This window comes from Arthrobacter sp. B2I5 (assembly GCF_030816735.1).
In the GTDB taxonomy this organism is placed as follows: Bacteria; Actinomycetota; Actinomycetes; order Actinomycetales; family Micrococcaceae; genus Arthrobacter.
On record NZ_JAUSYF010000001.1, the window covers coordinates 3,693,412 to 3,719,376 of the forward strand.

At 63.9% G+C, this 25,965-nt stretch carries 25 protein-coding genes and 1 tRNA gene; 8 read left to right on the plus strand and 18 right to left on the minus strand.

The features are described 5' to 3' along the window. Positions 1 to 720: a hypothetical protein gene (locus tag QFZ60_RS17070; protein ID WP_307092004.1), complete on the plus strand. Its 720-nt coding sequence runs from the start codon at positions 1 to 3 to the stop codon at positions 718 to 720. A 53-nt stretch (positions 721 to 773) separates the two neighbouring features. On the opposite strand, the gene QFZ60_RS17075 is transcribed toward QFZ60_RS17070, so the two are convergent. The 3 genes from QFZ60_RS17075 to QFZ60_RS17085 are packed head-to-tail and all read right to left on the minus strand — an operon-like array spanning position 774 to position 2,671. After that, the gene (locus QFZ60_RS17075; protein ID WP_307092006.1) at positions 774 to 1,175 is read right to left on the minus strand and encodes a glyoxalase superfamily protein; all 402 of its coding nucleotides are present in this window, start codon (positions 1,173 to 1,175) and stop codon (positions 774 to 776) included. A gap of 44 nt (positions 1,176 to 1,219) precedes the next feature. After that, a complete protein-coding gene (gene upp / locus QFZ60_RS17080; protein WP_307092008.1) occupies positions 1,220 to 1,855 on the minus strand; it encodes a uracil phosphoribosyltransferase in 636 nt (211 codons plus the stop codon). Positions 1,856 to 1,867: 12 nt separating this feature from the next. Next, positions 1,868 to 2,671: a phosphatase PAP2 family protein gene (locus QFZ60_RS17085; RefSeq protein WP_307092009.1), complete on the minus strand. Its 804-nt coding sequence runs from the start codon at positions 2,669 to 2,671 to the stop codon at positions 1,868 to 1,870. A 55-nt stretch (positions 2,672 to 2,726) separates the two neighbouring features. Between QFZ60_RS17085 and QFZ60_RS17090 the strand changes: the two genes are divergently transcribed. The 4 genes from QFZ60_RS17090 (at position 2,727) to QFZ60_RS17105 (ending at position 6,696) form a co-directional block, all read left to right on the plus strand. Continuing rightward, positions 2,727 to 3,233 (plus strand): nucleoside deaminase, encoded by a 507-nt coding sequence (locus tag QFZ60_RS17090; RefSeq protein ID WP_307092011.1) that lies wholly within the window; start codon positions 2,727 to 2,729, stop codon positions 3,231 to 3,233. Positions 3,234 to 3,386: 153 nt separating this feature from the next. Beyond that, entirely contained in the window at positions 3,387 to 4,370 is a 984-nt protein-coding gene (locus QFZ60_RS17095) for a glycosyltransferase family 2 protein (protein WP_307092012.1), read from the plus strand. Continuing rightward, a complete protein-coding gene (locus tag QFZ60_RS17100) occupies positions 4,367 to 4,852 on the plus strand; it encodes a GtrA family protein (RefSeq protein WP_307092014.1) in 486 nt (161 codons plus the stop codon). Before QFZ60_RS17095 ends, QFZ60_RS17100 begins: the two co-directional genes overlap by 4 nt. Then, positions 4,849 to 6,696, plus strand: a complete 1,848-nt coding sequence (locus QFZ60_RS17105) for a glycosyltransferase family 39 protein (protein WP_307092016.1) — start codon at positions 4,849 to 4,851, stop codon at positions 6,694 to 6,696. Before QFZ60_RS17100 ends, QFZ60_RS17105 begins: the two co-directional genes overlap by 4 nt. Positions 6,697 to 6,843: 147 nt before the next feature. Here QFZ60_RS17105 and QFZ60_RS17110 read toward each other — a convergent pair whose 3' ends face one another. The 4 genes from QFZ60_RS17110 to QFZ60_RS17125 form a co-directional block, all read right to left on the minus strand. Beyond that, positions 6,844 to 7,929, minus strand: a complete 1,086-nt coding sequence (locus QFZ60_RS17110; RefSeq protein WP_307092017.1) for a glycosyltransferase family 4 protein — start codon at positions 7,927 to 7,929, stop codon at positions 6,844 to 6,846. 2 nt (positions 7,930 to 7,931) lie between these two features. Next, the gene (locus QFZ60_RS17115) at positions 7,932 to 8,327 is read right to left on the minus strand and encodes a 6-carboxytetrahydropterin synthase (RefSeq protein WP_307092018.1); all 396 of its coding nucleotides are present in this window, start codon (positions 8,325 to 8,327) and stop codon (positions 7,932 to 7,934) included. 3 nt (positions 8,328 to 8,330) lie between these two features. Then, positions 8,331 to 9,371: a zinc-binding alcohol dehydrogenase gene (locus QFZ60_RS17120; protein ID WP_307092019.1), complete on the minus strand. Its 1,041-nt coding sequence runs from the start codon at positions 9,369 to 9,371 to the stop codon at positions 8,331 to 8,333. Positions 9,372 to 9,631: 260 nt separating this feature from the next. Next, positions 9,632 to 11,056 carry an HNH endonuclease signature motif containing protein gene (locus QFZ60_RS17125; protein WP_307092020.1) on the minus strand — a complete coding sequence of 475 codons (1,425 nt, stop codon included), beginning with the start codon at positions 11,054 to 11,056 and terminating at the stop codon, positions 9,632 to 9,634. A 147-nt stretch (positions 11,057 to 11,203) separates the two neighbouring features. Here QFZ60_RS17125 and QFZ60_RS17130 point away from each other — a divergent pair. Both QFZ60_RS17130 and QFZ60_RS17135 read left to right on the plus strand, forming a co-directional pair. Next, positions 11,204 to 11,290, plus strand: a tRNA-Ser gene (locus tag QFZ60_RS17130). A gap of 1,060 nt (positions 11,291 to 12,350) precedes the next feature. Next, positions 12,351 to 12,575, plus strand: a complete 225-nt coding sequence (locus tag QFZ60_RS17135) for a hypothetical protein (RefSeq protein WP_307092021.1) — start codon at positions 12,351 to 12,353, stop codon at positions 12,573 to 12,575. Positions 12,576 to 12,773: 198 nt separating this feature from the next. On the opposite strand, the gene QFZ60_RS17140 is transcribed toward QFZ60_RS17135, so the two are convergent. The 4 genes from QFZ60_RS17140 to QFZ60_RS17155 form a co-directional block, all read right to left on the minus strand. Continuing rightward, a complete protein-coding gene (locus tag QFZ60_RS17140; protein WP_307092022.1) occupies positions 12,774 to 13,178 on the minus strand; it encodes an STAS/SEC14 domain-containing protein in 405 nt (134 codons plus the stop codon). A 279-nt stretch (positions 13,179 to 13,457) separates the two neighbouring features. Beyond that, the gene (locus tag QFZ60_RS17145; RefSeq protein ID WP_307092023.1) at positions 13,458 to 13,847 is read right to left on the minus strand and encodes a hypothetical protein; all 390 of its coding nucleotides are present in this window, start codon (positions 13,845 to 13,847) and stop codon (positions 13,458 to 13,460) included. Between the two features lie 83 nt (positions 13,848 to 13,930). Next, positions 13,931 to 14,326 carry a hypothetical protein gene (locus QFZ60_RS17150; RefSeq protein ID WP_307092024.1) on the minus strand — a complete coding sequence of 132 codons (396 nt, stop codon included), beginning with the start codon at positions 14,324 to 14,326 and terminating at the stop codon, positions 13,931 to 13,933. A gap of 852 nt (positions 14,327 to 15,178) precedes the next feature. Further along, on the minus strand, positions 15,179 to 15,724 hold the full coding sequence (locus tag QFZ60_RS17155; protein WP_307092025.1) for a GNAT family N-acetyltransferase: 546 nt from the start codon (positions 15,722 to 15,724) through the stop codon (positions 15,179 to 15,181). A gap of 165 nt (positions 15,725 to 15,889) precedes the next feature. Between QFZ60_RS17155 and QFZ60_RS17160 the strand changes: the two genes are divergently transcribed. Continuing rightward, positions 15,890 to 16,519 (plus strand): Rho termination factor N-terminal domain-containing protein, encoded by a 630-nt coding sequence (locus tag QFZ60_RS17160; RefSeq protein WP_307092027.1) that lies wholly within the window; start codon positions 15,890 to 15,892, stop codon positions 16,517 to 16,519. 68 nt (positions 16,520 to 16,587) lie between these two features. On the opposite strand, the gene QFZ60_RS17165 is transcribed toward QFZ60_RS17160, so the two are convergent. The 7 genes from QFZ60_RS17165 to QFZ60_RS17195 all read right to left on the minus strand — a co-directional run bounded on the left by QFZ60_RS17165 (position 16,588) and on the right by QFZ60_RS17195 (position 25,965). Next, the gene (locus QFZ60_RS17165) at positions 16,588 to 18,867 is read right to left on the minus strand and encodes a gluconokinase, GntK/IdnK-type (RefSeq protein WP_307092029.1); all 2,280 of its coding nucleotides are present in this window, start codon (positions 18,865 to 18,867) and stop codon (positions 16,588 to 16,590) included. 9 nt (positions 18,868 to 18,876) lie between these two features. Beyond that, positions 18,877 to 20,106, minus strand: coding sequence for a D-mannonate dehydratase ManD (manD, locus tag QFZ60_RS17170; protein WP_307092031.1), 1,230 nt, complete (start codon positions 20,104 to 20,106; stop codon positions 18,877 to 18,879). A gap of 64 nt (positions 20,107 to 20,170) precedes the next feature. Further along, positions 20,171 to 21,619: a mannitol dehydrogenase family protein gene (locus QFZ60_RS17175; RefSeq protein WP_307092033.1), complete on the minus strand. Its 1,449-nt coding sequence runs from the start codon at positions 21,617 to 21,619 to the stop codon at positions 20,171 to 20,173. Positions 21,620 to 21,639: 20 nt separating this feature from the next. After that, positions 21,640 to 23,043: a glucuronate isomerase gene (uxaC, locus tag QFZ60_RS17180; protein ID WP_307092034.1), complete on the minus strand. Its 1,404-nt coding sequence runs from the start codon at positions 23,041 to 23,043 to the stop codon at positions 21,640 to 21,642. Positions 23,044 to 23,046: 3 nt separating this feature from the next. Further along, positions 23,047 to 23,952, minus strand: a complete 906-nt coding sequence (locus QFZ60_RS17185; protein ID WP_307092036.1) for a sugar phosphate isomerase/epimerase — start codon at positions 23,950 to 23,952, stop codon at positions 23,047 to 23,049. Between the two features lie 4 nt (positions 23,953 to 23,956). Then, positions 23,957 to 25,120, minus strand: a complete 1,164-nt coding sequence (locus QFZ60_RS17190; RefSeq protein ID WP_307092037.1) for a Gfo/Idh/MocA family protein — start codon at positions 25,118 to 25,120, stop codon at positions 23,957 to 23,959. After that, a complete protein-coding gene (locus QFZ60_RS17195; protein WP_307092039.1) occupies positions 25,117 to 25,965 on the minus strand; it encodes a sugar phosphate isomerase/epimerase in 849 nt (282 codons plus the stop codon). Before QFZ60_RS17195 ends, QFZ60_RS17190 begins: the two co-directional genes overlap by 4 nt.

Consider the following 25,965-nt stretch of genomic DNA (forward strand, 5'->3'; position numbering starts at 1 on the left):
ATGTCCAAAAACACGGCAGAAGCACGTCTGCTGCAGGCCAGGGCTAAACACCGGGCCAAGCAGCAGGCAAAGAAGACCACCCTGGGCCAGCGCGCGGCCGTCCTTGCAGCATCCTGTGCGGTGCTGGTGGGGGTTGGCGCGGCAGGACAGGCCACCAGCAGTATGACTCCGGTGTCATCCACCGGGTCCAACTCTTCCACTGCAGCGTCAGACGCTCAAATGAGCATCGAGAAGAGCGAAATCCGTTCCAACCCGGCAGCCAGCCCCGCTCCCGCCGCCATCAGCGTGGCACCGCAGGCAGCGGAACCGGCTCCTGCTGCAGCACCGGCCGCGCCCGAAGCGCCCGCCCCTGCCCCGGCGCCCGCTCCCGAGCCCGCCCGCGCACCCGAGCCGGCTCCCGTCGTCGCGGTCAACGATCCCGCCGGCGCCCAGGCGTACGCCGCCAGCCAGCTGGGGACCTTTGGCTGGGCACCGGACCAGATGCAGTGCCTGCAGACGCTGTGGACCAAGGAATCGGACTGGACCACCACGGCCACCAATGCCAGCAGCGGGGCATACGGCATTGTCCAGTCCCTGCCTGCCGAGAAGATGGCCAGCGCCGGCGCGGACTACCTCACCAACTACCGCACCCAGATCAACTGGGGCCTGGATTACATCAAGGAGCGCTACCAGTCACCTTGCGGCGCCCTGAACTTCCACCTGGCGCACAACTGGTACTAGGCAACCAGCTTCAACCGCGGGCCGCATCATCATGATGCGGCCCGCGTTTGTGGTTAACCGGCAGTTTGCCCGGCGTCCTGTCCGGTGTTCCGCCAGGGGATGTACTGGACAGCCCACTTGTTACCGTCGGGGTCGGCGAAGTAGACGAAGTGGCCCCAATCCTGCACGTCCACGTCGCTGACCTCCACGCCGTTGTTTTTCAGGTGGTCATGGGCGGCTTTGATGTCGTTAACCACCAGTTGCAGGTTGGAACCGGTGCCGGGAGGGGCGTCGGTGAGGCCTTCGCCGATGCAGATGGAGCAGGCCGAACCGGGCGGCGTCAGCTGCACGAAGCGGATGGAGTCGGAGGGCCGCTCGTCGAAATCGGCGTTAAAGCCCACTTTGTTGACGTAAAAGTCCTTGGCGCGGTCAACGTCGGACACGGGGAGAAAGACAAGCTCGAGTTTCCAGTCCATCCGCACAGGCTAGCGGCGGGAACTGTTTTGAAAAAGGGTGAAATCTACCCGGCGATGCCGTAGAGGCGGTCGCCGGCGTCCCCCAGGCCGGGGAGGATGTAGGACTTCTCGTTGAGCTTCTCGTCGATGGAGGCCAGGACGATGTGCACGTTGGCCCCTGACAGTTCCTCTTCCAGCCGGGCCAGGCCCTCGGGAGCGGCCAGCAGGCAGATGCAGGTGACGTCGGAGGCGCCGCGCTTGAACAGGAACTTGATGGCCTCGCGCAGGGTTCCGCCGGTGGCCAGCATGGGGTCCAGGACGAAGACCTGGCGGCCGGTGAGGTCCTCCGGCAGGCGCTCGGCATAGGTGATGATGTCCAGCGTTTCCTCGTCCCGGGCCATGCCCAGGAAGCCCACCTCAGCGGTGGGAACGAGCTTGGTCATGCCCTCCAGCATGCCCAAACCCGCGCGGAGGATGGGAACCACCAGCGGGGTGGGTTTGGTGAACGCGGTGCCGATGGTGGTGCTGACCGGCGTCTGGATGGTGACCGGCTCTGTGCGGACCTCCCGCGTTGCTTCGTACGCCAGCAGGGTTACCAGCTCTTCCGTCAGCTGGCGGAAGACCGGCGACGGCGTGTTCTTGTCCCGCAGGACGGTGAGCTTGTGGGCGACCAGGGGGTGGTCAACAACGAGAGTGCGCATCCCCCAAAACTATCACCCGGCGCTGCCCTTCCCACGTCCGGAAGATCCGCCGTCGTGGAGTTCCTCGGCCACCACGTCGCGGACAATGGGACGGTCGAACGACGGCGCTGCGCCGATGTGTTCGCGCCTGCGGACCAGGTGGAACAGCCGGTGGGCCAGGATGACGATGGCCACCCAGGCCAGTCCCAGGATCCACCCGGCCATGACGTCCGTCAGCCAGTGGTGGCCCAGGAAGACCCGGCTCAGTCCCATGGCGATGATGAAGAGGGAACCGGCGGTGATGGCGCTGACGCGCACCCGCATCGTATGGAACTGGAGACAAATGAGGTAGATCACCAGGCTGATCACCACGGTCGTGTTCAAGGTGTGCCCGCTGGGGAAGGAGGGCGAATCCTCGTACGGGGGAACGGCGTCCGCGTGGTCCGGGCGGGTACGGCCCACCAGCTTCTTGCCGAAGGTGGTGGCGCTGACGGAGGCTGCCGCTGCACCGCCGATCAGCACCAGGGGGCGCCAGTTCCGGCTGAGGAAGGTCAGCCATGCCGTGAGGATGCTGGCAAGGATCGGCATTCCGATGCCGCCACCGATGTTGGTGAACCCCGTGACAAGCGCATCGAGCCAGGGGCTGCGCAGGGTCTCGGCGAACGACAGGGCAGGTTTGTCCAGGTTGGCCAGCCCGGCGGAGTCCACCACGTCGTCGTAGACCTCGGACCCAAGCAGCGCCAGGGACACGATGACCACACCGCCCACCAGAATGGTGAGGATCAGCGCCGCGTACGGTTTGAACCAAGTACCTAGGCGGTCCCTCAGAGTGTCCATGGTGCCTCCCGGCATCGGCAAGTAACCTGACTAACCCCGAAACTATCATTGAGCCATGCGGTTGCCCGAAAAGAAACACGACGCCTGGATGGGCCTTGCCCTTGCGGAGGCCCGCCGCGCGCTGGCTACGGAGGATGTGCCCATCGGCGCCGTGGTCATAGGGCCCGACGGCGATGTGCTGGGTTCCGGACGGAACCAGCGGGAGGAGCTGGGCGACCCCACAGCCCACGCCGAGGTGGTGGCCATCAGGGAGGCAGCCGCGCGGTTGAAGGAGAGGGCACGGCTCGAGGGCGGCAGTGGCGACGGCTGGCGGTTGTCCGACTGCACGCTGGTGGTCACCCTGGAACCCTGCGCCATGTGTGCGGGCGCGATTGTCCTGGCCCGGATCCCCCGGGTTGTCTTTGGGGCCTGGGACGAGAAGGCCGGTGCCGCGGGATCCGTGTTCGATATCCTCCGGGAACGCCGGCTCAACCACTGGGTTGAGGTGTACCCCGGGGTCCGCGAAGAAGAATGCGCCTTGGTGCTGCGGGAGTTTTTCGCGGCGCACCGCAGCAGTCTCTAGCCTTGGTCGAGGGCCCTGATGTCCCCACCAAAGGATACGATGGTCCGGGTAAACCGAATGTCAGAGGAGCACGTATCTCCGGGGCGTTTGGTCGCTGCGGCTCAATATCGCAGACCAAGACCAGCAAGAGCAGGCTTTCAGGGGAGCACTTCCATGTCCGGAGACGGTAGCAGGAACGTCACGTTTGTCCTTCCTATTTACAATGAGGAGGGAAATATACCGCGGTTGTACGAGCGCTTAGACGCCGTTGCGTCAGTGCTCAATTACGGTGTCGAGATGATTTTCATCAATGACGGCAGCACGGACAACTCGCTGAACCTGCTTACTGCCCTCCAGGACCGAGACCAGCGCGTCACCATCATCGACCTTGCTCGTAACTTCGGACATCAGCTGGCAGTAACGGCTGGCCTGGATGCTTCAACCGGCGATGCCGTCATTGTCCTTGACAGCGATATGCAGGACCCCCCGGAAATCTGCCTGGAACTCGTGAAGCGGTGGGAGGCCGGCTATGACGTCGTGTATGCACAGCGCCGCACACGCAAGGACACCGCATTTAAGAAATGGACGGCAGCGGCTTTCTACCGTCTACTGGGCCGAGTAGCTGATGTAGACATTCCGCCAAACACTGGTGACTTCAGGCTGATGGACCGGCGGGTGGTCGACGAGGTAAACAAGTACCGCGAACACGACCGTTTTCTCCGCGGCATGGTCAGCCATGTGGGATTCAAGCAGGTCGCCGTCCAATTCGACCGCGACGAGCGGTTCGCCGGGACCTCCGGGTATCCCCTTAGGAAGATGTTCAAACTTGCCGCGGCTGGCATCTTGGGCTTCTCAACTTTTCCTTTGACACTGATATCCCGAGTAGGTTTTGGTGTCGCCGCCTTGAGTATCTGCGGCGTACTTTATGCCATGTATATGAAGATCTTTGTCCCCGCTGCAGTGGTGGAAGGCTGGACATTCATTGTGATCTCGATCCTCTTCATGGGTGGCCTGCAGTTGATTATGCTTGGGATATTGGGCGGTTACATCGGCCGCATCTATACCGAGGTTCAGGACAGACCGCTATATAGCGTCAGGGAGATCCGTGGCAACGCAGCCCGGACGTCTCGCCGCGTCGAACAAGCGTCGGAGCTATGAGCAGCGACCGGCAACAAAAGGTCAGCCTTGCCGCCACGACCGCCCGCCTTCCCGAAGCCCTGAAAACTGACCGCTACCGCCTCGCGAGGCCGGTAATGAAGTTCGCCATTGTGGGCGTAATCAATAACCTCATCGGCTACGGCACCTTCGTTATGCTCTCCCTGGCAGGTGTGCCGGCCCTGGGGGCGATGACAATCAGCTATGCGTTGGGCATGGCAATTAGCTTCAGCGGCAATCGAAAATGGACGTTTGGCCATCGAGGCAAGCTGTCTCACGCGCTCGCGCGGTTTCTTGCAGTCAACGCAGTAGGCTACGGACTTAACTTCCTTATCCTCACGCTTTTCGTCGTTACTTGGCACCTGCCCCAAATCCCGGTTCAGTTAGCTGCAGTTGGGCTTGTCGCAGTAGTCACCTTCCTGCTCATGCGGTTCTGGGCATTCCGGGACAAGACGCCCTCGTTGGAAGACACTGTGGCAAGATGAGCCAACAGTCCGGAAAACAGCGCACGCGGGTTGCTTCATTCCCTTGGTTTCGAGCAGGTCTAGCTCTCTTGCTCGCGGGGCTGGCGGCTACCGTCGCGCCGCTTCTCATCCCCAACCTGGCCTTTCAAATATTGGCGGTTGTGAACACTGCCGTTGTCGTCTGGGACGCCCGCCGGATATCGAATTTTTATGGGGCCATGTTCGATCAGTTCCTGCCCAGATTCCGTTCGAAAATCGGTGAACCTTGGCTGATCATCCTTCCCGGCCTTCTGTTCACCGCGATCATCCTCGTCCTGCTTATGAACATCGTCGTAAGCCCCATCCAGCTGGCTTTCCTGCACTATGACACAGCGCCGGTATTGCTGGGCACTCTAACCGTCATGTTGGTGCTGCCATCGCTGCACTTGCGGGCCCGGCAAGTGGGGTTATGGCTTGACTCAAAACTGAAGCTGCTGCACGCGGTTTTCCTATGCTTTGTCATGGCTGCGCTGTTTTGCGCGCAGCTAACCATTGCAAAGGCCCTGTATCAATTCCCAGGTTGGGATGCAGGTGCCGTTCTGAGCAACGCTTTCGGACTCGCGGACCATTCCCTAGCAACGATGAGCGCCGACTATTTTGCGAAATATCCGAATAACATCACCCTGACGTTACTGATCGCCGCGTTCAGCCGCGTCATGATCTTCTTTGGCGTCACGGACCTGCTGTGGGCCAGCGTTGTACTGAATGTGGTCGCCCTGCTGACGGGCGTCCTACTCACATATCTGGTGGCGCGCCGCCTGGCGGGAACAGGCGCTGCCATCCTGACCCTCCTGCCGTCCACGGTGTTTGTCGTAGTCTCGCCATGGATCGCAGTCCCCTATTCGGACACCTTCGGCCTGCCTTTCCCGCTACTCCTGATATACCTCTACCTCCGGGCTAAAGAGGCGGCCAGGCTTGCGTCTAGGCTTGTCCTTTGGGCAGCCATGGGGCTAACCGGAGTAATCGGATTTAATATCAAACCTACCGTCGTGTTTGTCCTTGTTGGAGTGGTAGTCGTCACGGTGATGACGGCGGTGTTGAAACGGGAGAAAAAGCACCAGATTGGATCAGTCTTGACTTCAGTCGCCGTTTTAGCTGCCACGTTCGGGGCAGGCAGCGTTGCACTGACCCAGCTTGAACGAAGCACTTCAGTCGTTCCGTTCGATGTCAAAGAGAACACCCAAGCAGTACCCCTTACGCATTTTCTTAAAATGGGGGCCCAAGGGTATGGAACCTTCAATGAAGCGGACGTGCATGAAACAGTGGGAATTGCCGACCCCCACGAACGGTTCGTTAACGGCTTGAAGGTCTACGCACAGCGGGTAGAAGCAATGGGCGTAGGGGGATATGCGGACTTTTTAAGACGTAAGGCATTGTGGACTTATGGGGACGGCACGTTTTTCATGTGGTCTGAGGGCCTTGTCGCAAACCAGGAAGACCCCTTCCTGTCAAAAGATCCGCTGAGCCGTGACGTGCAGGATTATCTGTGGGTGCGAGGTGAAAACTTTCCGTTTACTACCGGCGTATGGCAATCAACTTGGCTAGCCATCCTGTTACTCGTAGGAATTGCTTTCTTCCTTCGCGGAAACAAGTTGTTCAGCAGTTCGGCATCCATCATGCGAATCGCGCTTCTTTGCTTGTTCCTCTTTCTACTACTCTTTGAGACGCGCTCCAGGTACCTATACCTTTACCTGCCCTACTTCATCCTGTTGGCGACCTTGACTCTGGAGTCAGTCGTTTCAAGAGCAGATTCCTTCCCTGCCCGTGCGCCGGAACTGTCGGGCCGACGGTCCTCGTCCAATCTGCCCGTCGCCACTCATGGCTAATCATGCTGACTGCCTTTCCTGCCAGCCAACTGTATTGAGCCGGGAGTTGCCTGGCGCGACTGGCCGGCGTCTGACCGCTGAGTCTCCTCCACTGGCTTTGGGCCAATGTTCGCCGTCACGCGGTGCCTAAACGGTCCGCCGCTCGGTTCACGAGACTTGCAGGCCTACAAATGTTGCAACTGACCGTGCAGTGAACTCCCAAGTCGGAAGGTGAACCCGCGCTGTACCAGCTGCAATTCGCCACTGCCGACGCAGCGCCGCTTCTGTCAGCCACTGGCGCAGGACCGCGGCCAGCCGGCCAGCGCTCTCCCCTCCCCCGTCGGGAAGGGGCAGCGCTGCCCCAGGAAGGTGTGGTTCGCCGTCGACCGTTGCCGGTCCAGCCAGGCCGAGTGCCTCCACCGCCCCTGTCCCTTCGCGAACCAGGACGGGGATGCCATGGGCAAGGGACTCGGTGACGGCCATGCCGAACGCTTCCACCCGTGAAACCAGCAAAGTCAGGTCCGTGCGCGCCCATTCAGCCTCAAGGGCTTCGCCGCTGAGCTCGCCGGTGAGCTGGACCCGCTTACTGAGCCCGTTGGCCGTAATGGCAGCCCGGACCTGCTGCGCGTAGTCCGGGTCCGCATGGTCTGAACCCACGAGCGATGCCGTCCATTCGAGGTCCTGGATTTGGGCCAGCGACTCCACCGTCAGCAGCTGGTCCTTGTTAGGCAGCAGCGCAGCGACCACCGCCACGTGCGGGGGCGTGGATCCGTGTGCCTGCGGTGCGGGACTGACTCCGGGAAGGACAACTTCCGCCCGCGAAAGCCCCCTCTCCAGGAGGAGCGTTGCTGAAGAACTACTGGTGCAGATCACGCCTGTTGCCGCGCGGAGAGCCCTGGCTTCACGTTCCAGTGCTGCAGTTCCGGAACTTTCCTCAACGGGCATATGCACCAGGATCCATGTTTCGCGCCCTGCCTTCGCCGCGAATTCCATCTCTTCCGGGGCGCCCACCGCTACCAGCCCATCCACGATGGTCACTGCCTCCCCCGGGCCCTCCCCTGGCCCCCATGCCCCGAGGAAGGTGCCCAGCCGGCGCCGGTCCTTCGCACCGGCGTCCGGCCAGTTGCCCTCCACGGCGACCACTTCGACGTGGGCCCCACGTTCCTGCAGCCCGGCAACCAGGCGCGCGTTGTAGACGTTGCCGCCTGAGCTGTGGCGGATGTTGCCGGGGACCAGCAGCCGGATGGGGCGCATGGCTAGGCGGTGAGGTCCAGGGAGTAGGTGGCCCAGGCGTCCGGATTCTCGCGCAGGGTGACGTCGATTCCTGCGAGTTCGCGGCCGTCGTCGGTGTCCTTGATCTGTGCGGCCACCTTCTGTGCAATGTACTCGGCGAGGGCTTCCGTGGTGCTGAGCTGGCCCTCGAAGTCCGGGTGCTCGTCCAGGTTGCGGTAGTTCAGGCCGGCGAGCACTTCCTCGAGGATGGTTCCGGCGGCGCCGATGTCCAGGACGATCGCGTCGGCGTTCAGGGCGCGGCGGCGGAAGGCCACCTCGGCGACGAAGGTTGCGCCGTGCAGGCCCTGCGCGGGTCCGAAAGCTTCACGGGGAAGGCTGTGGGCGATCATGAAGTGGCGGCGGATGGTCAGGCTGAACATGGGTTACCTCGAGTTTTCCGGGTTGTGGGCGGCTGGTGCGGGCTCGGGAGCGCCGGAGGGGTACTCGACGACGTGGCACAGGGCTTCCAGGCTGCCGTCTGCAAGGCTCTGGACGACCTTTGGCAAGTCCTGGAACGGGGACGATCCGGTCAGGAACGCGTCGAAGACGGGGTCCTTGAGCAGCGATACGGAAAGGTCCAGGCGGTCCGCATTGGTGCGGCGGTGTCTGCGTGCACGTGAGACCATGCCCACCTGGCTCGCCCTGATGGACAGCCGCCTCGCGTGGAAATCCTCTCCCAGCGGCACAGTGACCTCACGGTTGGCGTACCAGGACATTTCGATGACCTCGCCTTCATCGCCGGCGAGCTGCAGGCTGCGCGCCAGGCCTTCCTGCGATGCCGAGCAGTGGAACACGATGTCGCAGTCCGCCAAAGCATCATCCGGATGCGCGAAGTCCACGCCCAGGGTCTCCGCGAGCTGCTTCCGGCCGGGGTCGAGGTCCACCAGCTGCAGGCGCTGCAACGGGAAGGTGCGCAGCAGCGTCGCCACCATGCCGCCCACCAGGCCGGCGCCGACGACGGCAATCCGGTCACCCAGCCGCGGTCCCGCTTCCCACAGGCCATTGACTGCCGTTTCCACCGTGCCGGTGAGGACAGCGCGCTGGGATGGAACGTCGTCGGGAATCCTGGTCAGGGAGGTAACCGGGACCACGTAAAGGTCCTGATGCGGGTTCAGGCAAAAGACACGCTGGCCCTTCCACTCCTCGGGTCCTTCCTCCACCACTCCCACGGAGAGGTAGCCGAACTTCACGGGTCCGGGGAACTTCCCTTCCTGGTGTGGGGCGCGCATCTCTTCGGCAACGCGCGGCGGCACGGCTCCCGCGTGGACCACCATTTCGGTGCCCTTGCTGATGCCGGAGTACAAGGCCTTCACGAGTGCTTCGCCTGGCCCCGGTGCGGGCACCTCTTCGGCCCTGAGCTCGCCGTGTTCCTTGGCAGTTGTCCAGTATGCGGTTGCGTGGACTGGAGTCTGTGAATTTGTCATCTTGCTGATGAATCTAACCGGACGTGCATGGACGGGGAAAGTCGGACGGCGGGTGGCAGGGTGTCGCAGCCTGCGCCGGACGGCGGGTGGCAGGGTGTCGCAGCCTGCGCCGGACGGCGGGTGGCAGGGTGTCGCAGCCTGCGCCGGACGCCAGTGCCGGCCGCCGCCGCCAGGGAAGCGGGCAGACGGGCAAGCGGGCAAGTCGACAAGTCGACAAGTCACGGTTGGATCAATGTTCCGCAATGCAGCATCTTGGGCTACTACGAGGCAAGGTATTGAACGAGTGCTTCCTCGAGGAGGCTTCGTTGGCCGGGCAGGAACCCGGGAGGCCAGTGTGGTGGTTCCCAGTCCTGGTGTTCGCTTTTGTAGTGCCGGCCGGTGGGTGAGTTCCAGCCGGGTGGTTCGTTCTTGCTGGCCGGGGTGGGTTTCCATCCGGTGATGTGCCGGAGTTTGTGGTGTTTCGGGCAAGGTTGTCCCAAATTGCTGATACCGGTGGTGCCGCCCTGGTGCCAGGCGAGGAGGTGGTCGGCCTCGTTGTCCAGCGAGTTGTTGCTGCACCCGGGGAACGGGCACTTGCCGTCCCGCATTCTCAACCAGGCCCGCATCGCTTTCGTGATTCGGTAGCTGGTCCTGCCAATCTCCAACGGCGCCCCGTCCCGCGGATCCACCAGGACCCGGTAAAACGAGTCGGCCCCGCCCGCGACGAGCCGCCGGGCCATCGACGGCGGGATGGGCCCGTACCCGTCCAGGACTGCAGGCTCATCCGTCCGGCCCATCAGCGCGAACACCGGGACGGTGACCAAAACCTGCGCCCGGATAGACGGGGACAGGACATCTGCTGCTTCAACAGTCCCGGCGTCACCCCAGGCGCCCAGCCCACCACTCAGGATCGCGTCGGCAAAGGTGTCCGCGCGGAGCTGGGGCATGGTGCGGGACTCGTTAGGGCCCTGCATGCCGCGGGCAATAGCGGTGAGCCGGTTCCAGCCAGCCACAGCCTGGTCCGCGGGCAGGCACGCGCTGAGCCAGGCCATCCCGTCCTGGTCCGGCCGGAACTCCACCCGCCGGTCCGCCACACTCTTGGTGTGGCGCTTCTCGATCGACTCGGCATGGTGGCGTTCCCGCCAGAGCCGGGCCTTAACCTTGAACCGGTGCGCCGGCATCTGCCCCACTGGGCACCCCCTTGCCGCGTCCGGTGCGTCGGGGTCCAGGAAATGCGCCTCCAACGCCGCCGCCCCACTAGCATCAAGACTGGCCGTCTCATCGGCCATGGCCACGGCGTCCTGCCATGAGATCACCCCGGCCTGCAAAGCCTCCAGGGTCCGCGGCAACGTGGCTGTTACGGCGTGGGACGTGGCAAGGAACGACCCCGCAGCCCGCGGACCCAACGCCAGCACGCACCCTATCTCCGCAGCGACCGCCATCTCCTGGGCCACCACCGGGGTATCCGGGGGCGCAAGAGCATGGGCCTTCTCCGCGTACCTCACCGCGGCCTTCGCCTTTAGCCCCGCGATCCCCGCCTCGACCCGCCGGGACCCAGCCAGAATATCCAGGCACCCATCCGCCAAACCGGCCAACGGATCAGTCAACGAAAACGGCTCCAAACCCGCCCCATCAACTTCCGCGTCAAGCACAGCGAGGGCAGCCTTGATGTCCTCAAACGCCCTCACCACCGCCGCTTTCCCCATAAACCCATCATGACAAGGGGGTCTGACAGTGATGATCTGCCTCCATCGCGTCCCGAAGGCGGCGGCCCTTCGGACGATCCAGCAGACGGCACCGACATTGCCCCCGTTTTGGGGATGGAGGCCATGCTCCGGTACCCTATTGAAGTTGGTGACGTGTCCGAGCGGCCGAAGGTGCAACACTCGAAATGTTGTTTGGTGTAAAAGCCAACGTGGGTTCAAATCCCACCGTCACCGCTGATGAGGAAGGCTCTGATTCCCTTATAACTATGGGAATCAGAGCCTTTTTCTTTGCCTGGAATGGTTCAGTGATAAGGCAGCAGTAACACCGGACCGAGTTCACAAATTCGGCGACATGTTTTTTCGAACCGGTCAGGTTCGGCCAGATGCGACATATGTCCGTGGTCCGCCCACCTCTCGACCAGCGCAGCCAGCAGGGGGCGAGACGGGGGTCGCCTGGATTGAATCCTTTGTCGCTTGCACAAACCAGGGGGTGGCCTGGAGATTGGCTGCCGCGGACCGGCGTGGGCAGAAGCATTAGGCGGGAAGAGGGTATCGAGCCGCTGGGGATGCTCTCGGGTTCGTGGACGAGCTTGAGAAAGCCGTCTCCCTGAGACCCCGCACGCGCAGTACGTCACCAAATACTCGATGGGCTTGCGCATGCAATGCTAAGCATGCTTATGATGGGCTCAGTCGGATGGGGATCCGGTGCGAGGGGAATCGGAAAGGGTGCGCTCAGCGAACGGGGCGCACCCTTTCCGCGTCCACCCGCACTGCAGTTGCTTCAAAATTTCTTACGTCTTGCTCAGCAGCTGTGACAGGCGGATAGTTTACTCATTGGTTGTGAAGCCGGCCGAAGCGGTAGCCGCGGAAAGCCGGGACATCATGTCCACCCATCCCCCAACTCCTAATCTTCAGCCGTTCAGCGCCGCGCGGCAAGGAACGCCGTCGTGAGCACGCCTCAATCGGTGGTCCTGATATTCGTTGCCGCATTCGCTTGGATCGGCTTGACCCTTCTCGTTGTTTTGGAGATGCGGCGTCGTAGGAGAGGGTCCTCAAGGGTGGCATCAGCGCTACCGCCTCCCCACCCCACCAGCGATCGCCCCCATAGGGCCTGGCGAAGGGCCCGGCCCGTGACCGATCAAGCCCCGTCCCGAAGACGACGCAGGTTGCGCATCAAAAAGGCCCCTGGCTGACGAGGAGACCCCCGTCGCACTGACGAGGCCCGGTAAGAGACCGGGCAGCCACCAATTCAATAGCACCCACCCTTCGACGGTGGCCGTTCCTTGGAGCAGACATGGATACCGGGACGATCCTCGGGTACACCTTCGGGTACTTCGCCGCTGCGGCAGGCATCTTCCTCCTATACCTCCCGGACATCATCTTGTTCCTTGCGCTGCTGGTCGTCGCCGGAGTGCTGCAACTTCTGCTCCTGCCCTTCTCCATCCTGATCAGAAAACTTCACCGGCGACCGCCGGCGGACGTGGACGCATCGTGGCTCCTGGATCGCAGCAGGCGGTAGCAGGACCCGGTTCTGCCGGGAGGGTCATTGGCGACATCCAATCATGGACCTCCGGCATGCACCCTTAGGAGCGGCGATCGGCCTGGTATTCCTGGGCCGCGACCGCAGCCGATGTCAGGAGCGCCGGTGTGGAGGCCCGAAAACCTGGCGTGATGGCGGCACGGACGTAGCGTCAGTCCGCTTACCTGATAGAGCAGGCTAAGGGATGCTTTGCGTCGCGTCTGACTCCTCCGATGACCCAAGCAGCCACGCCAGTGCCTTGTCTTCGGATGTGAAGTACCTGATCGGGAACCCGGCCGGCAACAGGGGCAGGCGGAACATGGCGACCACCCGGTCAACGGGAGAGGAACCCAAGAGCGCCATGCGCGAGACGCTGGACGAGCCGGGAAAGACTTTTCGAGCAGCCGCGGAGTGCGTCACACCCTGGATTTCGACCAGCATCGGCAACCTGGCACCCTGACCGAGGGTGGAAATGGCTGCGATGCCTGCCCTGGCTACGTCGACGCCTATGTATGCCCATGGTTTCCAGCGCACATAAAGAACTCCGCCGGACAACTCCATGGTGCCTTTGCCTTTAATATCCACTTTGTTCGCGCTGTTCATGCCGTCCCGATTCTCCGAAAGCACTCCCCCCAATCATGACGGTAACCCAAAGGCGTCGACCGCGAGACCGACGAGGCTCCTGGGCGGTGCCGCTCATCCACCCGCACCTTCAAATCCTGCCGCTCCCGTAGCCTAGGGTCCAACCACTACCTGCCTGAGGTGGCGCGCCCCGGGGTCATCGACGAAGCTCCCCCGCTCGGGCCGTTCCGCACCTTCCTTGAGATGGAGTCCAGATAATGTTCAAGATGCTCGACAAGGTGTGCCACGGCTTTTCCTTTCCTATCCCCGCTGCCGGTGGCCGCGGGCCCAAATGACCTCGGCGACACCAGCGAGGGCCAGTGGGAACGCCACGGCAGCGGCTAGGTGCCGCATCAAGCTATGGGCGTCTATCAACGCAGCCCAGCCGACGAGGACGGCCGGCAGTCCAACGCAGACTGTCACCCAGGCGGGGTTGCCGCGCAAGTGTGACCAGACGGCGGCCGCAAGGGACAGCATGCAGCCTGCATCGATGAAGAGCCCCCCGACCCGGGCCGCGTCGAGCAACGCCGGTTCCGGCGCCCAGATGAAGAACGTGCTCCGCGCCAGACCGTAGCCGATCAGGACCATCGAGGCGAGGACCAGCAGGATCCAGGCGCTTGTTCCCGCCCACCGACGGGTCGTTTCAGACATGAACTTCACCTGTCCCCTAAACGCTTGCATGTCAACTGCTTGTCTACCGCACGCCTCCTGCTGCGCGGCTGATCCGGGTTTCCTTATTTGGGCTTCCAAGGAGTGATGCGGACATTGGCGAAGGCACCGGTCCCCCAAGTGGATCCATCCGGGCTGAGGTTGATGACGTCGACAGTGACACTGCCCGCGTGCAGGTCAAGAGTCCTACTGGAAGGCTCGGCAGACGCAAACGCCTCCGAAAAGTCCACCTGAGCGTATGCGCTCCCGGGCTTTCGCTGGCTGAGGACCAGTTTGGCGTTGCTGGTGCCGATGCAGGCTGTAGTAATGACATACGTGCCGGAAGCGGGCAAGGATGCCCGCGTGACAAAGGAAGTTATCCTGCCACTGATTGCTTCCGTCACATCCAGGTAGGTGTCCGAGACCGGAACACCCAGTACCTCGTCGAGCTTCGTCCGGTTGCCCTGTTCGAGAACTGCCACCTCGGCGGGTTTCGTGGGCGGCCCCGCCAAGGGGTTCGTTACAGGCACCGAAGGCGTGGCGGGTGCAGCTGGCGTGGACCCATCCTGGTATTCGCAGCCCGCCACTGTAGCGCCAAGCAGAGCCATGGCCGCCGGAACAGCCCACAGACAACAGTGTCGTACTCCCCCAAGTTGTGACATGGCCCGAGCCTACGCCAGCCGACGCTTCTCCTCATGCTTGATCCAGCCCTGGCCTCGTCCGACTGCCCTGTTCTCGGGTGGTAAGGCGGTTCCTTGTCGTTCTAGACCGGGGCCAATGGCCAGTATCCGTGGACACTTCCCGCGGTTCGGCGTTACCTTCGATTCGGACACAGGAGTTTCGTGGAGGAAGGCGGCACCATGGCCGGTACTGCTGCAGAGAACCAAGTCCGCGCCGCAGTGGACCGAGCCGCCGACGAAATGATTTATATCGGTCCTGACCATCCCTACTATCCCTTGCTGGCTGACCTGGTGTCCGCGGTTGGGAAGGCGTGGCAACAGGGGTTTGAGCAAGGCCGGCGCGGCGGGCACGAACCAAACCCCTATACGTGGGCCCGGCAGGAGGAATAGCGTAAACCACTTGCCCCTTTTGATGAGGATGCTGATGGACAACAACATCGTCAGGAACTACTAGCTGGCCTTAGCCGCAATGTACGGGGTGGCCATCAGCGTTGTAGCGATAGCAATCTGGGGTGGAGCGGTTTTGGGGGCCATCACTTTCCTCGGGATGTATCTATACCTCCAGCGGCTCGGACGTTTCCATCAGCAGTCGAAGGAAACGGCCGCCTGATCTTAGGACCCGTAACGTCATCACCGAACAGTCCGCAATGCTGTTCAATTGCCTTGGAGAATCCGCTGATACATCCGGTGGTCCTGCCATTGGCCCGCTATCCGGAGGTAGGCGGCCGCCATGCCATAGGCCTCAAACCCGTTCTTTTCCAGCACCCGCCGCGATGCTGTGTTGTGCACCAGGGTTGCGGCCTCGAGCCTGTGGAGGCCGAGGTCAGTTGCGGCAATATTGACGGCGGCACCCACAGCCGCTGTCATGAGCCCTGCGCCCTGAAATGCGTGGGAGATCCAGTAGCCCAGGTGCGCGTTCTGGAATGCACCGCGCACGATCGAGCTCAGGGTCAGCAGCCCGACGATGCCGTCGTCTCGCGCCAGCACCATGGGAAGTGCCGTGCCCGAATCCAGTTCAGCCCGCCGTCGTTCAACCAGTTCCTGTTGGCCCTGGATGGTGTAAAACTCCGCAGGCCGGACCGGCTCCCATGGGGCGAGATGTGAGCGGTTCGCTTGAAAGGCCGCCGCCAGCGCCCCGGCATCCGCCTGCTCAACGGGCCGGAGCACAACGTCCTCAGAAATTTTGCAGGAAAAGTTCACTGCTTCACAGTACGCGGGTGCCCATGCACCGGACCGCGCCGGGATGTGTGGAGCATCTGCCACTGGACGCCTGTGCTTGACGCATCATCCGGCAGCGGCTAGAAAAGTAAGCAGCCTTATCATTTGTCGATTCTGCCGAACAGCTCAACGCAAGGAGGACATGCCATGAGTGAGAAACCTGGTAACCAGACGCCGAACACCCCTGATGTGAGTGAAACGGAACTGCGCAACATGAAGGTGGACGAACTCCGCAACGAGGCCAAAGAGGAGAACATCCCTGGCACGTCCGGCATGCGCAAGGAAGAGCTGGTGAAGGAGGTTGCCAAGGCCCGGCAGGAAGGCGGGGACCACAGCCAGGATAAAGGCGGCGGCAACCAATCAGAAGACACGGAAGACGCACAGGACCTGGGCGCCGGCCCCGACGGCGGCAAGGTCCGCTACGGCGACGACTCCTCCAAATCGCTGAAGTACTCGCAGGAAATCACCTCCACCGATGAGGAGCCCGAACGCGAGGGCCGAAGCCTGGCAACCACCCACCACGAGGTGATCAGGCAGTGGGCGGAAGAACGCGGCGGCGTGCCCGCGACAGTTGAAGGCACCGAACATGGCGACCACCTTGGCGTCCTGCGCATCGATTTCCGGGACAAGGACAGCAACCTGCGCGAAGTCAGCTGGGAAGAATGGTTCAAGACCTTTGACGAGCGCCGCCTCAATTTCATTTACCAGGAGCAACGGACCGATGGAAACCAGTCCAACTTCTTCCGCCTGGAGAACCCGGACCGCGAGGACGCCTAAGCGCTCCCGGGGCTGACGCACGAAGGAGGCGCCACCGCTGCTGCGGTGGCGCCTCCTTCAGTTCACTCCTACAGCTGGGTGTCGAATGACCCGCAAAATACGTTCTCGTTGAACGTGCCCTGGAATTCGGACTTGCCCTGGATCTTTTCCACGGCTGCCCGGATGGCTTCCCGGGTGCCCGCATGGGCGTGGATGGCAGTCTTGACCATCGGCACGTCAATCAGGTGGTTCGGCTGGTTCAGGGACACGAACACCGTGGGCACTTCCGTGACGTACCAAGGGATTTCCGCCGCCATCGGCGAGGACCACTTGATCCGGATGGCCGCCTCCTGCGCGAAGCCTTTGACGTTGGCAAAGACAAACGCGGCATCGTACTTCTCCGCATAGTCCCCGGTGGCTTCCTCAGAGATAACGGACATGAAGTTCACCCCGGTCTCTCCCGCCGCCTCGCGCTGATCGGCCGTCCGGAATAAGTACACCTCAAAGCCGGCAGCCTCCAGTTCCTCCTTCACCACCTCCAGGTAGGCCAGCGGGTCGGCGCGGGTGAAGTCGGCCCCGCCGGAGATCCCGTACAACCGGATCCGGGGATGCGTGGCCGGGGTGATGGGCAGATTCCCGGCCGTGTCCTTGACCAGCGTCACGGTCTTGTCCGCGATCTCCGCGGCGATGGCCCGGTGTTCGGCACTCCCAATCACGGCAAGCGCCCCGGCAGGCGGTACCAGCTGGTCCGGCGATTTCAGGTGCAGCCCCAAAGACGCCTTCAGCCCAAGAATCCGGCGCAGCGCATCATGAAGCCTGTGCTCGGTAATGACCCCGGACTTGTACCCGTCCAGCATGTACTGGAAGTCCTCGGCCGGGTTCCGAAAGAACAGGAACATGTCGCAGCCGGCGGCAATGGTGGCCGGGACCAGGTCCCTGCGCCTCATGGCCTGCGTGAGGCCCACCATCTGCGAGGCGTCAGTGAGGACCAGGCCGTTGAAGCCAAGCTCGCCGCGCAGCAGGTCCTGGAGCAGCTCCGGGGACAACGTGGCCGGCAGAATTTCGGCGTCTGAAAGACCAGGCCGGAAGTGCCGGGAGACCTCAGGCGCGCCAATGTGGCCCACCATGATGGATTGCACGCCGTGCGTAATCATCTCCCGGTAGACGTGCCCGTAGGTGCGGTTCCATTCCTCGTAGCCAAGGGTGTTGTAGGACGTCACCACGTGCTGGTCCCGCTCATCGATGCCGTCGCCGGGGAAGTGCTTCATGGCACAGGCGGTGGGCGATTCGCTGATGCCGTCGAAATACTCCTTGGCGCGCTCCACCACAATCTCCGGGCTGTTGCCAAAGGACCGCGTGGAAATGACCGTGTTCCGCCAGTTGTAGTGGATGTCCACGATCGGTGCGAAGGCCCAGTTGCAGCCCAGGGCCGCCGTCTCCACCCCGGCCACCTGCCCCATCTTGCGGGCTATGGACTTGTCCGGGTGCGAGCCCGCCTGCAGGTGCGTGGACACGAACGTGCCGTCGTCGCAGCTGCCGGCTCCGCCCATCTCCGGGTTGGACGCAATCAGCAGTGGAACGCGCGTCTTGGATTGCGCATACCGGATGTGCTCCTGGACGGCGGCGGCCGGGCCCGGCCGGTACCGCATGCCGCCCACGTGGTAGTTCTCCAGCACGCCATCGAGGTATTCGGGTGAATAGTCATTGTTGTGGTTGATGAACAACTGCCCGATCTTTTCCTCAAGCGTCATGGCACCAAGGGTGCCTTCCACCCAGGCGACCGCGTCGGCGTCGAGATTGAACGGCGCGGCCGCAAGGTCGACGTCGAACTGCCGCGGCCGGGTGCCCGGGGTCCCCTTGGCAGGAGGTACGACGGCGGCGATCCCCTTGAGTGCCTGGGCCACAACGTCGGCGACGGGCGCGGCGATGTCCACCTCCACACCTGCCTCGTCTTCCTGGAGCGGTTCGAGCGTGGCGAGTTGGGAGTCGAGCAGGGCGGGGGGCATGAAATGCCCGGTACGGCCTTCCGTCCGCGCCTTTAGGACTTCCTTGCTGCCGTTCAGGTGCAGGAAGATCGTGTCCGGCGCCTGTTCCCGGATAGCGTCGCGGTAGCTGCGGCGCAGCGCGGAGCACGCCAGGACCATTCCGCCGTCACCGGCCTTTGCCAGCTCGGTTCCAACCGTTGCCAGCCATGGCCAGCGGTCTTCATCCGTGAGTGGTACGCCGGCGGCCATCTTGGCCACGTTTTCCACGGGGTGGAGGGAGTCGCCGTCTATGAACGGGACACCCAGCTCGCGGGCTACGAGGTCGCCGATGGTGGTCTTGCCGCAGCCGGAGACACCCATGACCACGATGCGTTGCTTCTTCATCGAATTTCCTTACCAGTCGTGGACGGTGCCGTCGACCAGGCGGTTGTAGGGCAGGTAGGCCTGCTGGTAGGGGTAGGCTGCGGCTGCTTCTTCGTTGAATTCGACGCCGATGCCCGGCTTGTCGCCCGGGTGCAGGTAGCCGTCGGTGAAGGTCATGGACTGCTCGAAAACCTCGTTGGTCTTGTCCGAGTGCTGCATGTACTCCTGGATCCCGTAATTATGGATCGCCAACCCCACATGGAGCTGCGCCGCGAACCCCACCGGGGAGATGTCGGTAGGGCCGTGGAAGCCGGACTTGATCTGGTACTGCGCGGCGAAATCCATCACCTTCTTCAACGGGCTGATCCCGCCAAAGTGCGTGGACGCGGCCCGCACATAATCGATCAGCTGTTCCTTGATCAGCGTCTGGTAGTCGTACACGGTGTTGAAGATTTCCCCGATCGCCAACGGCGTGGTGGTGTGCTGCCGGACCAGCCGCAGCCCCTCCTGGTTCTCCGCCGGCGTGCAGTCCTCCAGCCAGAACAGGTCATACGGCTCCAACGCCTTGCCCAGCTTCGCCGCCTGGATCGGGGTCATCCGGTGGTGCCCGTCATGCAGCAGCGGGATCTCCGGGCCGAACTCGTTGCGGACCGCCTCGAAGACGGTGGGCAAATGCCGCAGGTAGGCGCGGGTGTCCCAGTCCTCCTCCACCGGGAACGCACCCCGCCCCGCAGGTTCGTAGTCGTACCGCTCCCCCGAGGCCTGGGCCTGGGCAGCAACGCCATAGACGGCTTTGATGCCCGGCACCGCCGTCTGGATCCGGATCGACTTGTAGCCCAGCTCCAGATGCTCCCGCACCGAATCAAACAGCGACGGAATATCAGCCCCGGAGGCGTGCCCGTACGCCCGCAACCCGTTCCGCGACGCACCACCAAGCAACTGGTACACCGGCATCCCCGCCAGCTTGCCCTTGATATCCCACAAGGCCATGTCCACGGCGGCGATCGCGGCCATGGTGACCGGTCCGCGGCGCCAGTACGAGGACCGGTAGAGGAACTGCCAGGTGTCCTCGATCCGGTGCGGATCCTTGCCGATCAGCAGCTGCGCAACGTGCTCCTTCAGGTACGCGGCAACAGCCAACTCACGGCCGTTCAACGTGGCATCACCAATGCCGGTCACACCATCCTCCGTAGTGATACGAAGGGTCACAAAGTTCCGGGACGGACTGGTCACAAACACTTCGGCGGCAACGATCTTCATGGGAATTAACTGTTCCTTCCGGAAGTAAAAGCAGGATTCAAGTAGCGGGGTTCAAGAAGCACGGTCAGGTATGCGTGGGGGCCGCAGTTGTTGCGGAGAACGATCCGCACAGCCCGTGGACCAGGGACACGATGTCCGCGTCCTCGGCGATGCCGGCATTGACCAGGCGGAGCAGGGCCTGGACCCGTTCGGTGCCCTCAAGGGCAGCGGCCCCGCGGATCTCTCCGGCCAGCGGATCCTGGAATTCCCCGGCGGCGGCCACGTAGTCGATCCAGGCGGCCAGCATCAGGGCTGCGCCGGAACCGCTGCGGCCTTCGGCGCGTTCCGCTGCCAGGACAGGTACGGCGCGCATCCGAAGTTTTGTGGTGGCGTCCGCAGCGATCTGGGCAAGCCGGTGGGCGATCCGGGCGTTTCCAAAGCGCTCAAGCAGCGCCTGCCGGTACCCGGGGATGTCCAGGCCCTCGGCGCGCAGGTGGTTGGCGGCCTCGTCCCAAAAGTCCTCCACTGCCTTCCGGCACAGTGGGTCGGCCAGGGCTTCGGCCACGGTGGCGTGCCCGCGCAGCTGGCCGGCATACGCCAGGATTGAGTGTGAACCGTTGAGGAGCCACAGTTTCCGGTTTTCGTAGGGGTCGATGTCATCAACCACCACGGCGCCGGCATCTTCCCAGCGCGGCCTTCCCGCCGGGAAATTGCCGCTGAGTACCCAGTTCCGGAACGGCTCGGCAACCACCGGCGAGCTGTCACGGTAACCGCATTGCTCCGCCACTTCCGCGATGTCCGCGTCCGTGGTCCGGGGGGTGATCCGGTCCACCGAGGTGCTGACGAAGCTGACATGCGCCCCGATCCACTCCACCAGGTCCTGGCCCCAGGCTGCGGCCATGCCCAGGACGCCACGGCGGGCAACGTCACCATTGGCCGAAAGGTTGTCACAGCTGACGACGGCGATCGGTCCCGCGCCGCTGTCTTTCCGGCCTGCCAGGGCCAGCACCAGGCGCCCCAACGGAGTTCCGGGCACCCTTGCCTCTCCGGAAGCAGTAGTCCCGCGGGGGGCGAGGAGAGGCTCCCCGGACGTGGAAGTCTCCCGGGCCGCCGCTGCCGACAGCGCGCGGACGTCATCCGCCACACCCGGCGCATCGGCGTCGAACGTTCCATCCGCCGCCAACCCGTAGGCGGCCTCGGTGATGGTCAGCGTGACCAACGCCGTCTCCTTCGCCGCGACAAGCTCGCAAAGCCGGGCGACGTCGGCGCCATCCACGGCTTCAACGATGCTTCCGATGACTTCGAAGCTGTCCCCGCCGGCGGACCTCTCCACCAGGGTGTAGAGGCAGTCCTGCGCGGAGAGTGCCTCGGCGGCGTCCGGGCGGCGTCCGGTGAACGCCGCGATCCCCCACTCGGCCGCGTCCGGGGCGTGCTGGGTGTACCAGGCCTGGTGGGACCGGTGGAAGGCTCCAAGGCCCAGGTGGACAATGCGCACCGGGGCCTTGGGCAGCGGCTTCAGGCTCCGGTCCAGCACAGGGACAGGCGGGGCCGCATTCACAGCTTGAACACCCGCCGCGGTGAGCCGTCCACGATGTCCACGATCAGTTCGTGCGCCCGCTCTTCGGTGACCCGGTGCTCAGCCACCAGCCGGGCCAGGAAGGACGCTTCGATCCGCCGGGCGGTGTCATGGCGGGCCGGGATGGAGCAGAACGCCCGGGTGTCGTCGATGAACCCCGAAGACCGGGAGAACCCTGCCGTCTCAGTGACCGCGGACCGAAAGCGGAGCATGGCGTCCGGTGCATCCAGGAACCACCACGGCGCCCCCAGGTAGACCGACGGGTAGAAACCGGCCAGCGGGGCAAGTTCGCGGGAAAAGACCGTCTCGTCGAGCGTGAAGAGGACCAGGTGGAAGTCCTTGGCGGTCCCGAAATCCTGGAGCAGCGGCCGGACGGCCTCGGTGTAGTTGACCGCCACCGGGATATCGTGGCCGGTATCGGCCCCGAACGCCTCGAACGTGGGTGCGTGGTGGTTGCGGAAGGAGCCGGGATGGATGGTCATCACCAGCCCGTCCTCCACGGACATCCGCGCCATCTGGTAGATCATGTGCGCTTCGAAGGCGTCCCGGTCGGCAGCACTTGCCTGGCCCGTCCTGCCGCGCTCGAAAAGCCGCTCCGCCTCGGCTTCGTCCAGTTTGAGCGTGGCAGGCGTGAAGACGCCATGGTCGGCCGATACGGCGCCCCGCTCCACGAAGTGCCGGCGCCGGGCCTCAAGCGCGCTGATGTACCCGCCGTAGCCGGAAGCGCCGTCCCCGGCAGCTCCGATGAGGCGCTCCACGTTGTCCTGCCAGGCCGGATGCGCCATGTTCAGGTACTGGTCCGGCCGGAAGGTGGGCAGCACCCGGGCGGCGAACGCGGGGTCGGCGTGCAGCGCTGCGTGGCTGTCCAACGTGTCCAGCGGATCGTCCGTAGTGGCCAGCACCTCGATGTTGAATTCCTTGAACAGCTCGCGCGGCCGGAAGCCCGGCTCAGAGAGCTTGGCCTGCAGGGCGTCGTACAGCCGGTCCGCGTTCCCGGCGGACGGCTCCTCCGCCAGGCCGAACACGTGGGCGAACTCCTGCCGGATCCAGTAGCCGGAGGCTGTTCCTTCGAAGGCGGGCCATGCCTCACAGAAGTGCCGCCATACCTGCCGCGAACCGGCGGGCTGGCCGCCCAGCCCCAGCTGGTCCATCGGCACCCCGCCGGCGTGGATCAGCCGGGTGACGTAGTGGTCCGGGGTGACCAGCAGGGCGGCCGGGTCCGGAAAGGGCGTGTTCCGCTCGATGACGGCTGCGTCCACGTGCCCATGCGGGGAAATGATGGGCAGCCCTTCCACCGCTTTGAAAAGGGACCGTGCAACTTCCCTGACGCCGGGATCAGCCGGCAGGAGCCGGTCAGGGTGGTCCGCAATGGGCGTTCCCATGGGTCAACGCCTCCCTGCAGCAGCGGAGAGCCCCGCCAGGGCGGCCGTGGACCGGAGGTAGTCAAGGTTGCCTGCCGTCCGTTCCGCCAGGGGAAGTTCGGTGGAGAAGTCCTCCACCGTCACCCACCCGTCATAACCGTGTGCCGCGAGCGCTTTGAAGTACGCCAGCACGCTGCCCTGGCCCGACCGCAGCGGAGCCCATTCGTTCCGGAAGACCTCGGCGCCGGACTCGTCGGTGTCACCACTGTTGACCCAGACCGCATTCTTTACGTGGACGTGGGCCAGGTAGTCGCCCAGGAGCTGGAACGCGGGGAGGTAGTCCTCCTGCCCTTCGATCAGCAAGTTGCCCAGGTCATGGATCACGCCCACATGGCGCGGATCCAGCCCATCCAGCAGCCGGAGCGCGGACGAAGCCGACGCCGTGATGGTGCGGTGGTGCAGTTCCACGAGGGCCTTGACTCCATGGTGGGCGGCCCGTTCGGCGATCCACTCGAAATCGCGGCGGGCACCGGCAAAGAGCTCAGGGTAGGGCGTGCCGCTGGCAGGCTCGTTTCCCCATGCCGCTGTTCCCAAGGGAGGTGTGGTCACCCGGACCTGGCCGGCACCCAGCCTGGCGGTGGCCGCCAGCATGCGGTCAACATCCTCATGGTTGTCGCACCGTGCATATCCGCCGATACCGGAGAATTCCAGGCCGGCGCCGGATGTAAGGGCGGCGATGCGGTCCAGGTGGTCTTCCATGCCGGTGAGCGGGACTGTGGCCTTGTTGCCGGCCCAGAATCCCGGCTCGGCAGCGTCGGCCTGGTCCGTGATCCGCCACTCCACGCCGTCCCAGCCCTGGTCGGCCAGGTGCTGCACTGCTTCTTCGGGAGTCCATTCGGGGGTTGATGCGGTAAATACTGAAAACTTCATAGCCTCAGGCGCTTTCTGCCGCGGTGTTTCCGGTGCGGACTTCAAGGTCGTTGTACTTGCCTGCCAGGACGTCGTCGAAGAGGACGGGCTGGCCGAGGGTGGCCGAAACGTAGACGGAACGCACCGCGGCGAGCGCGTTGACGGCGTCGCTGACGGTCACACCCGCCTGCCGTCCACCGGCGATGGCCGCCAGGATGTCCCGGTACTGCCGGACGTGGCCGGCGGGATACACGGTGGGATCCGCGGCCTTGTAGTCCTCCTCTGGGTACTTGGCCAGTTCCTCTTCCGCCTGGTTGCCGCCGCCCTGCAGGCCCATGTCCGCGGACTCGCCGCCGGCATCCTTGCTGTGGAAGTACTGCAGCCGGTCGTTGTCCACCACAGCGGATCCTTCGGATCCCATGAGCTGGACGCGCACCGTCAGGCCCGGGTAGGCCGCGGTGGTGGCGTGCAGGACTGCCAGCCCGCCGTTTTCGAAAGTGATGGTGGCAACGGCGGTGTCTTCCACTTCGATGCGCTCGTGGGCGAGCCGGGCCGTGTGCGCGTGGATCTCAACGGGGCGTCCCATGAACCACAGCAGCAGGTCCACGGTGTGCACGCCCTGGTTCATCAGTGCCCCTCCGCCGTCCATGGACCAGGTGCCCCGCCAGTCGCCGGAGTCGTAGTAGCCCTGGCTGCGCCACCAGGCGACGGATGCGATGGCGGAGGTGAGCCGGCCGAAGCGGCCCTTCGCCACGGCGTCCGCAACGGCGACGCTTGACTGGTCAAACCGGTGCTGGCTGATGACGGAAGCCACAATCCCCTTGCCCGCCGCTTCCTTGGCCGCGGCTTCGATTTCCTGGGCCCGGGTGAGGTCAACGTCAAGCGGCTTTTCAATCACCACGTGCTTCCCGGCGGCCAGGACTTCCAGGCCCTGCTGGATGTGGAGGCCGCTGGGGGTTGCCAGCGCCACGAGGTCGATGTCGACAGCGCCGAAGGCTTCCTGCAAAGTGGTGAACTGCGGCGGCCGTGGCCCGCCTTTCTTTTCAATGAAGTCCGCCAGGGACTCCGATGCTGCAGGGATGGCATCCACGAGCGCAACGATCCGGACCTCCGGAAATGCTTCAAGGGCTACGGCGTGCGTGCGGCCAATGGTGCCGCACCCGGTAATGGCTACGTTCAAAGTGCTCATGCGGTCTGGACTCCTGCTTCTGCGGTGACTTTTGCGAAGGCGCGTGCTGCGATACCGAATGCGGTGGGGCCGGAGAAACCGCCCAGCCCGTGGGCACCGGCGAGATGCGGCTCCAGGGAGGCGAAGCCCTGGTAGCCGTCAGCCTTGAGTGCCTCCACGGTGCGGAGCACGTCCCCGTCCCCTTCCCCGGCGGGTACCACGTGGCCGTTTTCGAACAAGGCGTCCTTGACCTGCAGGTACTCCAGGTGCGGACGCAGTTTCGCGTACGCCTCGTCGAAGGGCTTGACGCCCACCTGGACGAAGTTCGCCGCATCCCAGGCCACCTTCAGGGCGGGCGAGTTGACGGTCTGGATGATGTCCAGGACCCGGTCCGGGACGTCGCCGAAGATGTCCTTCTCGTTTTCGTGCAGCAGGATCACGCCGGCTTCCTCCGCCACGTCGGCGAGCGCCTGCATCCGTTCCATGACGGCGTCGCGGATGCTGTCCACCTGCACGGATTCGCCGTAGTAGAAGGAGAAGATGCGGATGTACCTGGCGTCCAGGACCTTGGCGGCGTTCACGGCCCGGCGGAGCCGTTCCACTTCATGCTCTACCGGGAGGCTGACATCCACCTTGCCGATAGGGGAAGCGATGGCCGAGACCTTCATGCCTTTTTCCGCCAGCAGGGATTTGAGGGCCTGGAGCTGTTCATCGCTCAGGTCCACGATGTTGGTGCCCCAGGCGCTGCGGACTTCGATGTGGTTGGCGCCGAGCGCCTGCAGCACTGCGATCTGGACGGCAGGGTCGTCGTCGATCTCGTCGCCGAAGCCTGACAGCTGCCAAGTGACCTGGGTGGTCGAAACCAT

What these genes read in the sequence shown, in the direction of transcription:
- QFZ60_RS17140 (WP_307092022.1), bottom strand. Translation starts at nt 13,178, where the DNA reads ATGAACAGCGCGAACAAAGTGGATATTAAAGGCAAAGGCACCATGGAG.
- QFZ60_RS17070 (WP_307092004.1), top strand. Translation starts at nt 1, where the DNA reads ATGTCCAAAAACACGGCAGAAGCACGTCTGCTGCAGGCCAGGGCTAAA.
- QFZ60_RS17115 (WP_307092018.1), bottom strand. Translation starts at nt 8,327, where the DNA reads ATGTTCAGCCTGACCATCCGCCGCCACTTCATGATCGCCCACAGCCTT.
- QFZ60_RS17145 (WP_307092023.1), bottom strand. Translation starts at nt 13,847, where the DNA reads ATGTCTGAAACGACCCGTCGGTGGGCGGGAACAAGCGCCTGGATCCTG.
- QFZ60_RS17075 (WP_307092006.1), bottom strand. Translation starts at nt 1,175, where the DNA reads ATGGACTGGAAACTCGAGCTTGTCTTTCTCCCCGTGTCCGACGTTGAC.
- QFZ60_RS17135 (WP_307092021.1), top strand. Translation starts at nt 12,351, where the DNA reads ATGGATACCGGGACGATCCTCGGGTACACCTTCGGGTACTTCGCCGCT.
- QFZ60_RS17100 (WP_307092014.1), top strand. Translation starts at nt 4,367, where the DNA reads ATGAGCAGCGACCGGCAACAAAAGGTCAGCCTTGCCGCCACGACCGCC.
- QFZ60_RS17195 (WP_307092039.1), bottom strand. Translation starts at nt 25,965, where the DNA reads ATGGTTTCGACCACCCAGGTCACTTGGCAGCTGTCAGGCTTCGGCGAC.
- uxaC (WP_307092034.1), bottom strand. Translation starts at nt 23,043, where the DNA reads ATGGGAACGCCCATTGCGGACCACCCTGACCGGCTCCTGCCGGCTGAT.
- QFZ60_RS17160 (WP_307092027.1), top strand. Translation starts at nt 15,890, where the DNA reads ATGAGTGAGAAACCTGGTAACCAGACGCCGAACACCCCTGATGTGAGT.
- upp (WP_307092008.1), bottom strand. Translation starts at nt 1,855, where the DNA reads ATGCGCACTCTCGTTGTTGACCACCCCCTGGTCGCCCACAAGCTCACC.
- QFZ60_RS17085 (WP_307092009.1), bottom strand. Translation starts at nt 2,671, where the DNA reads ATGGACACTCTGAGGGACCGCCTAGGTACTTGGTTCAAACCGTACGCG.
- manD (WP_307092031.1), bottom strand. Translation starts at nt 20,106, where the DNA reads ATGAAGATCGTTGCCGCCGAAGTGTTTGTGACCAGTCCGTCCCGGAAC.
- QFZ60_RS17110 (WP_307092017.1), bottom strand. Translation starts at nt 7,929, where the DNA reads ATGCGCCCCATCCGGCTGCTGGTCCCCGGCAACATCCGCCACAGCTCA.
- QFZ60_RS17095 (WP_307092012.1), top strand. Translation starts at nt 3,387, where the DNA reads ATGTCCGGAGACGGTAGCAGGAACGTCACGTTTGTCCTTCCTATTTAC.
- QFZ60_RS17105 (WP_307092016.1), top strand. Translation starts at nt 4,849, where the DNA reads ATGAGCCAACAGTCCGGAAAACAGCGCACGCGGGTTGCTTCATTCCCT.
- QFZ60_RS17190 (WP_307092037.1), bottom strand. Translation starts at nt 25,120, where the DNA reads ATGAGCACTTTGAACGTAGCCATTACCGGGTGCGGCACCATTGGCCGC.
- QFZ60_RS17120 (WP_307092019.1), bottom strand. Translation starts at nt 9,371, where the DNA reads ATGACAAATTCACAGACTCCAGTCCACGCAACCGCATACTGGACAACT.
- QFZ60_RS17125 (WP_307092020.1), bottom strand. Translation starts at nt 11,056, where the DNA reads ATGGGGAAAGCGGCGGTGGTGAGGGCGTTTGAGGACATCAAGGCTGCC.
- QFZ60_RS17165 (WP_307092029.1), bottom strand. Translation starts at nt 18,867, where the DNA reads ATGAAGAAGCAACGCATCGTGGTCATGGGTGTCTCCGGCTGCGGCAAG.
- QFZ60_RS17090 (WP_307092011.1), top strand. Translation starts at nt 2,727, where the DNA reads ATGCGGTTGCCCGAAAAGAAACACGACGCCTGGATGGGCCTTGCCCTT.
- QFZ60_RS17185 (WP_307092036.1), bottom strand. Translation starts at nt 23,952, where the DNA reads ATGAAGTTTTCAGTATTTACCGCATCAACCCCCGAATGGACTCCCGAA.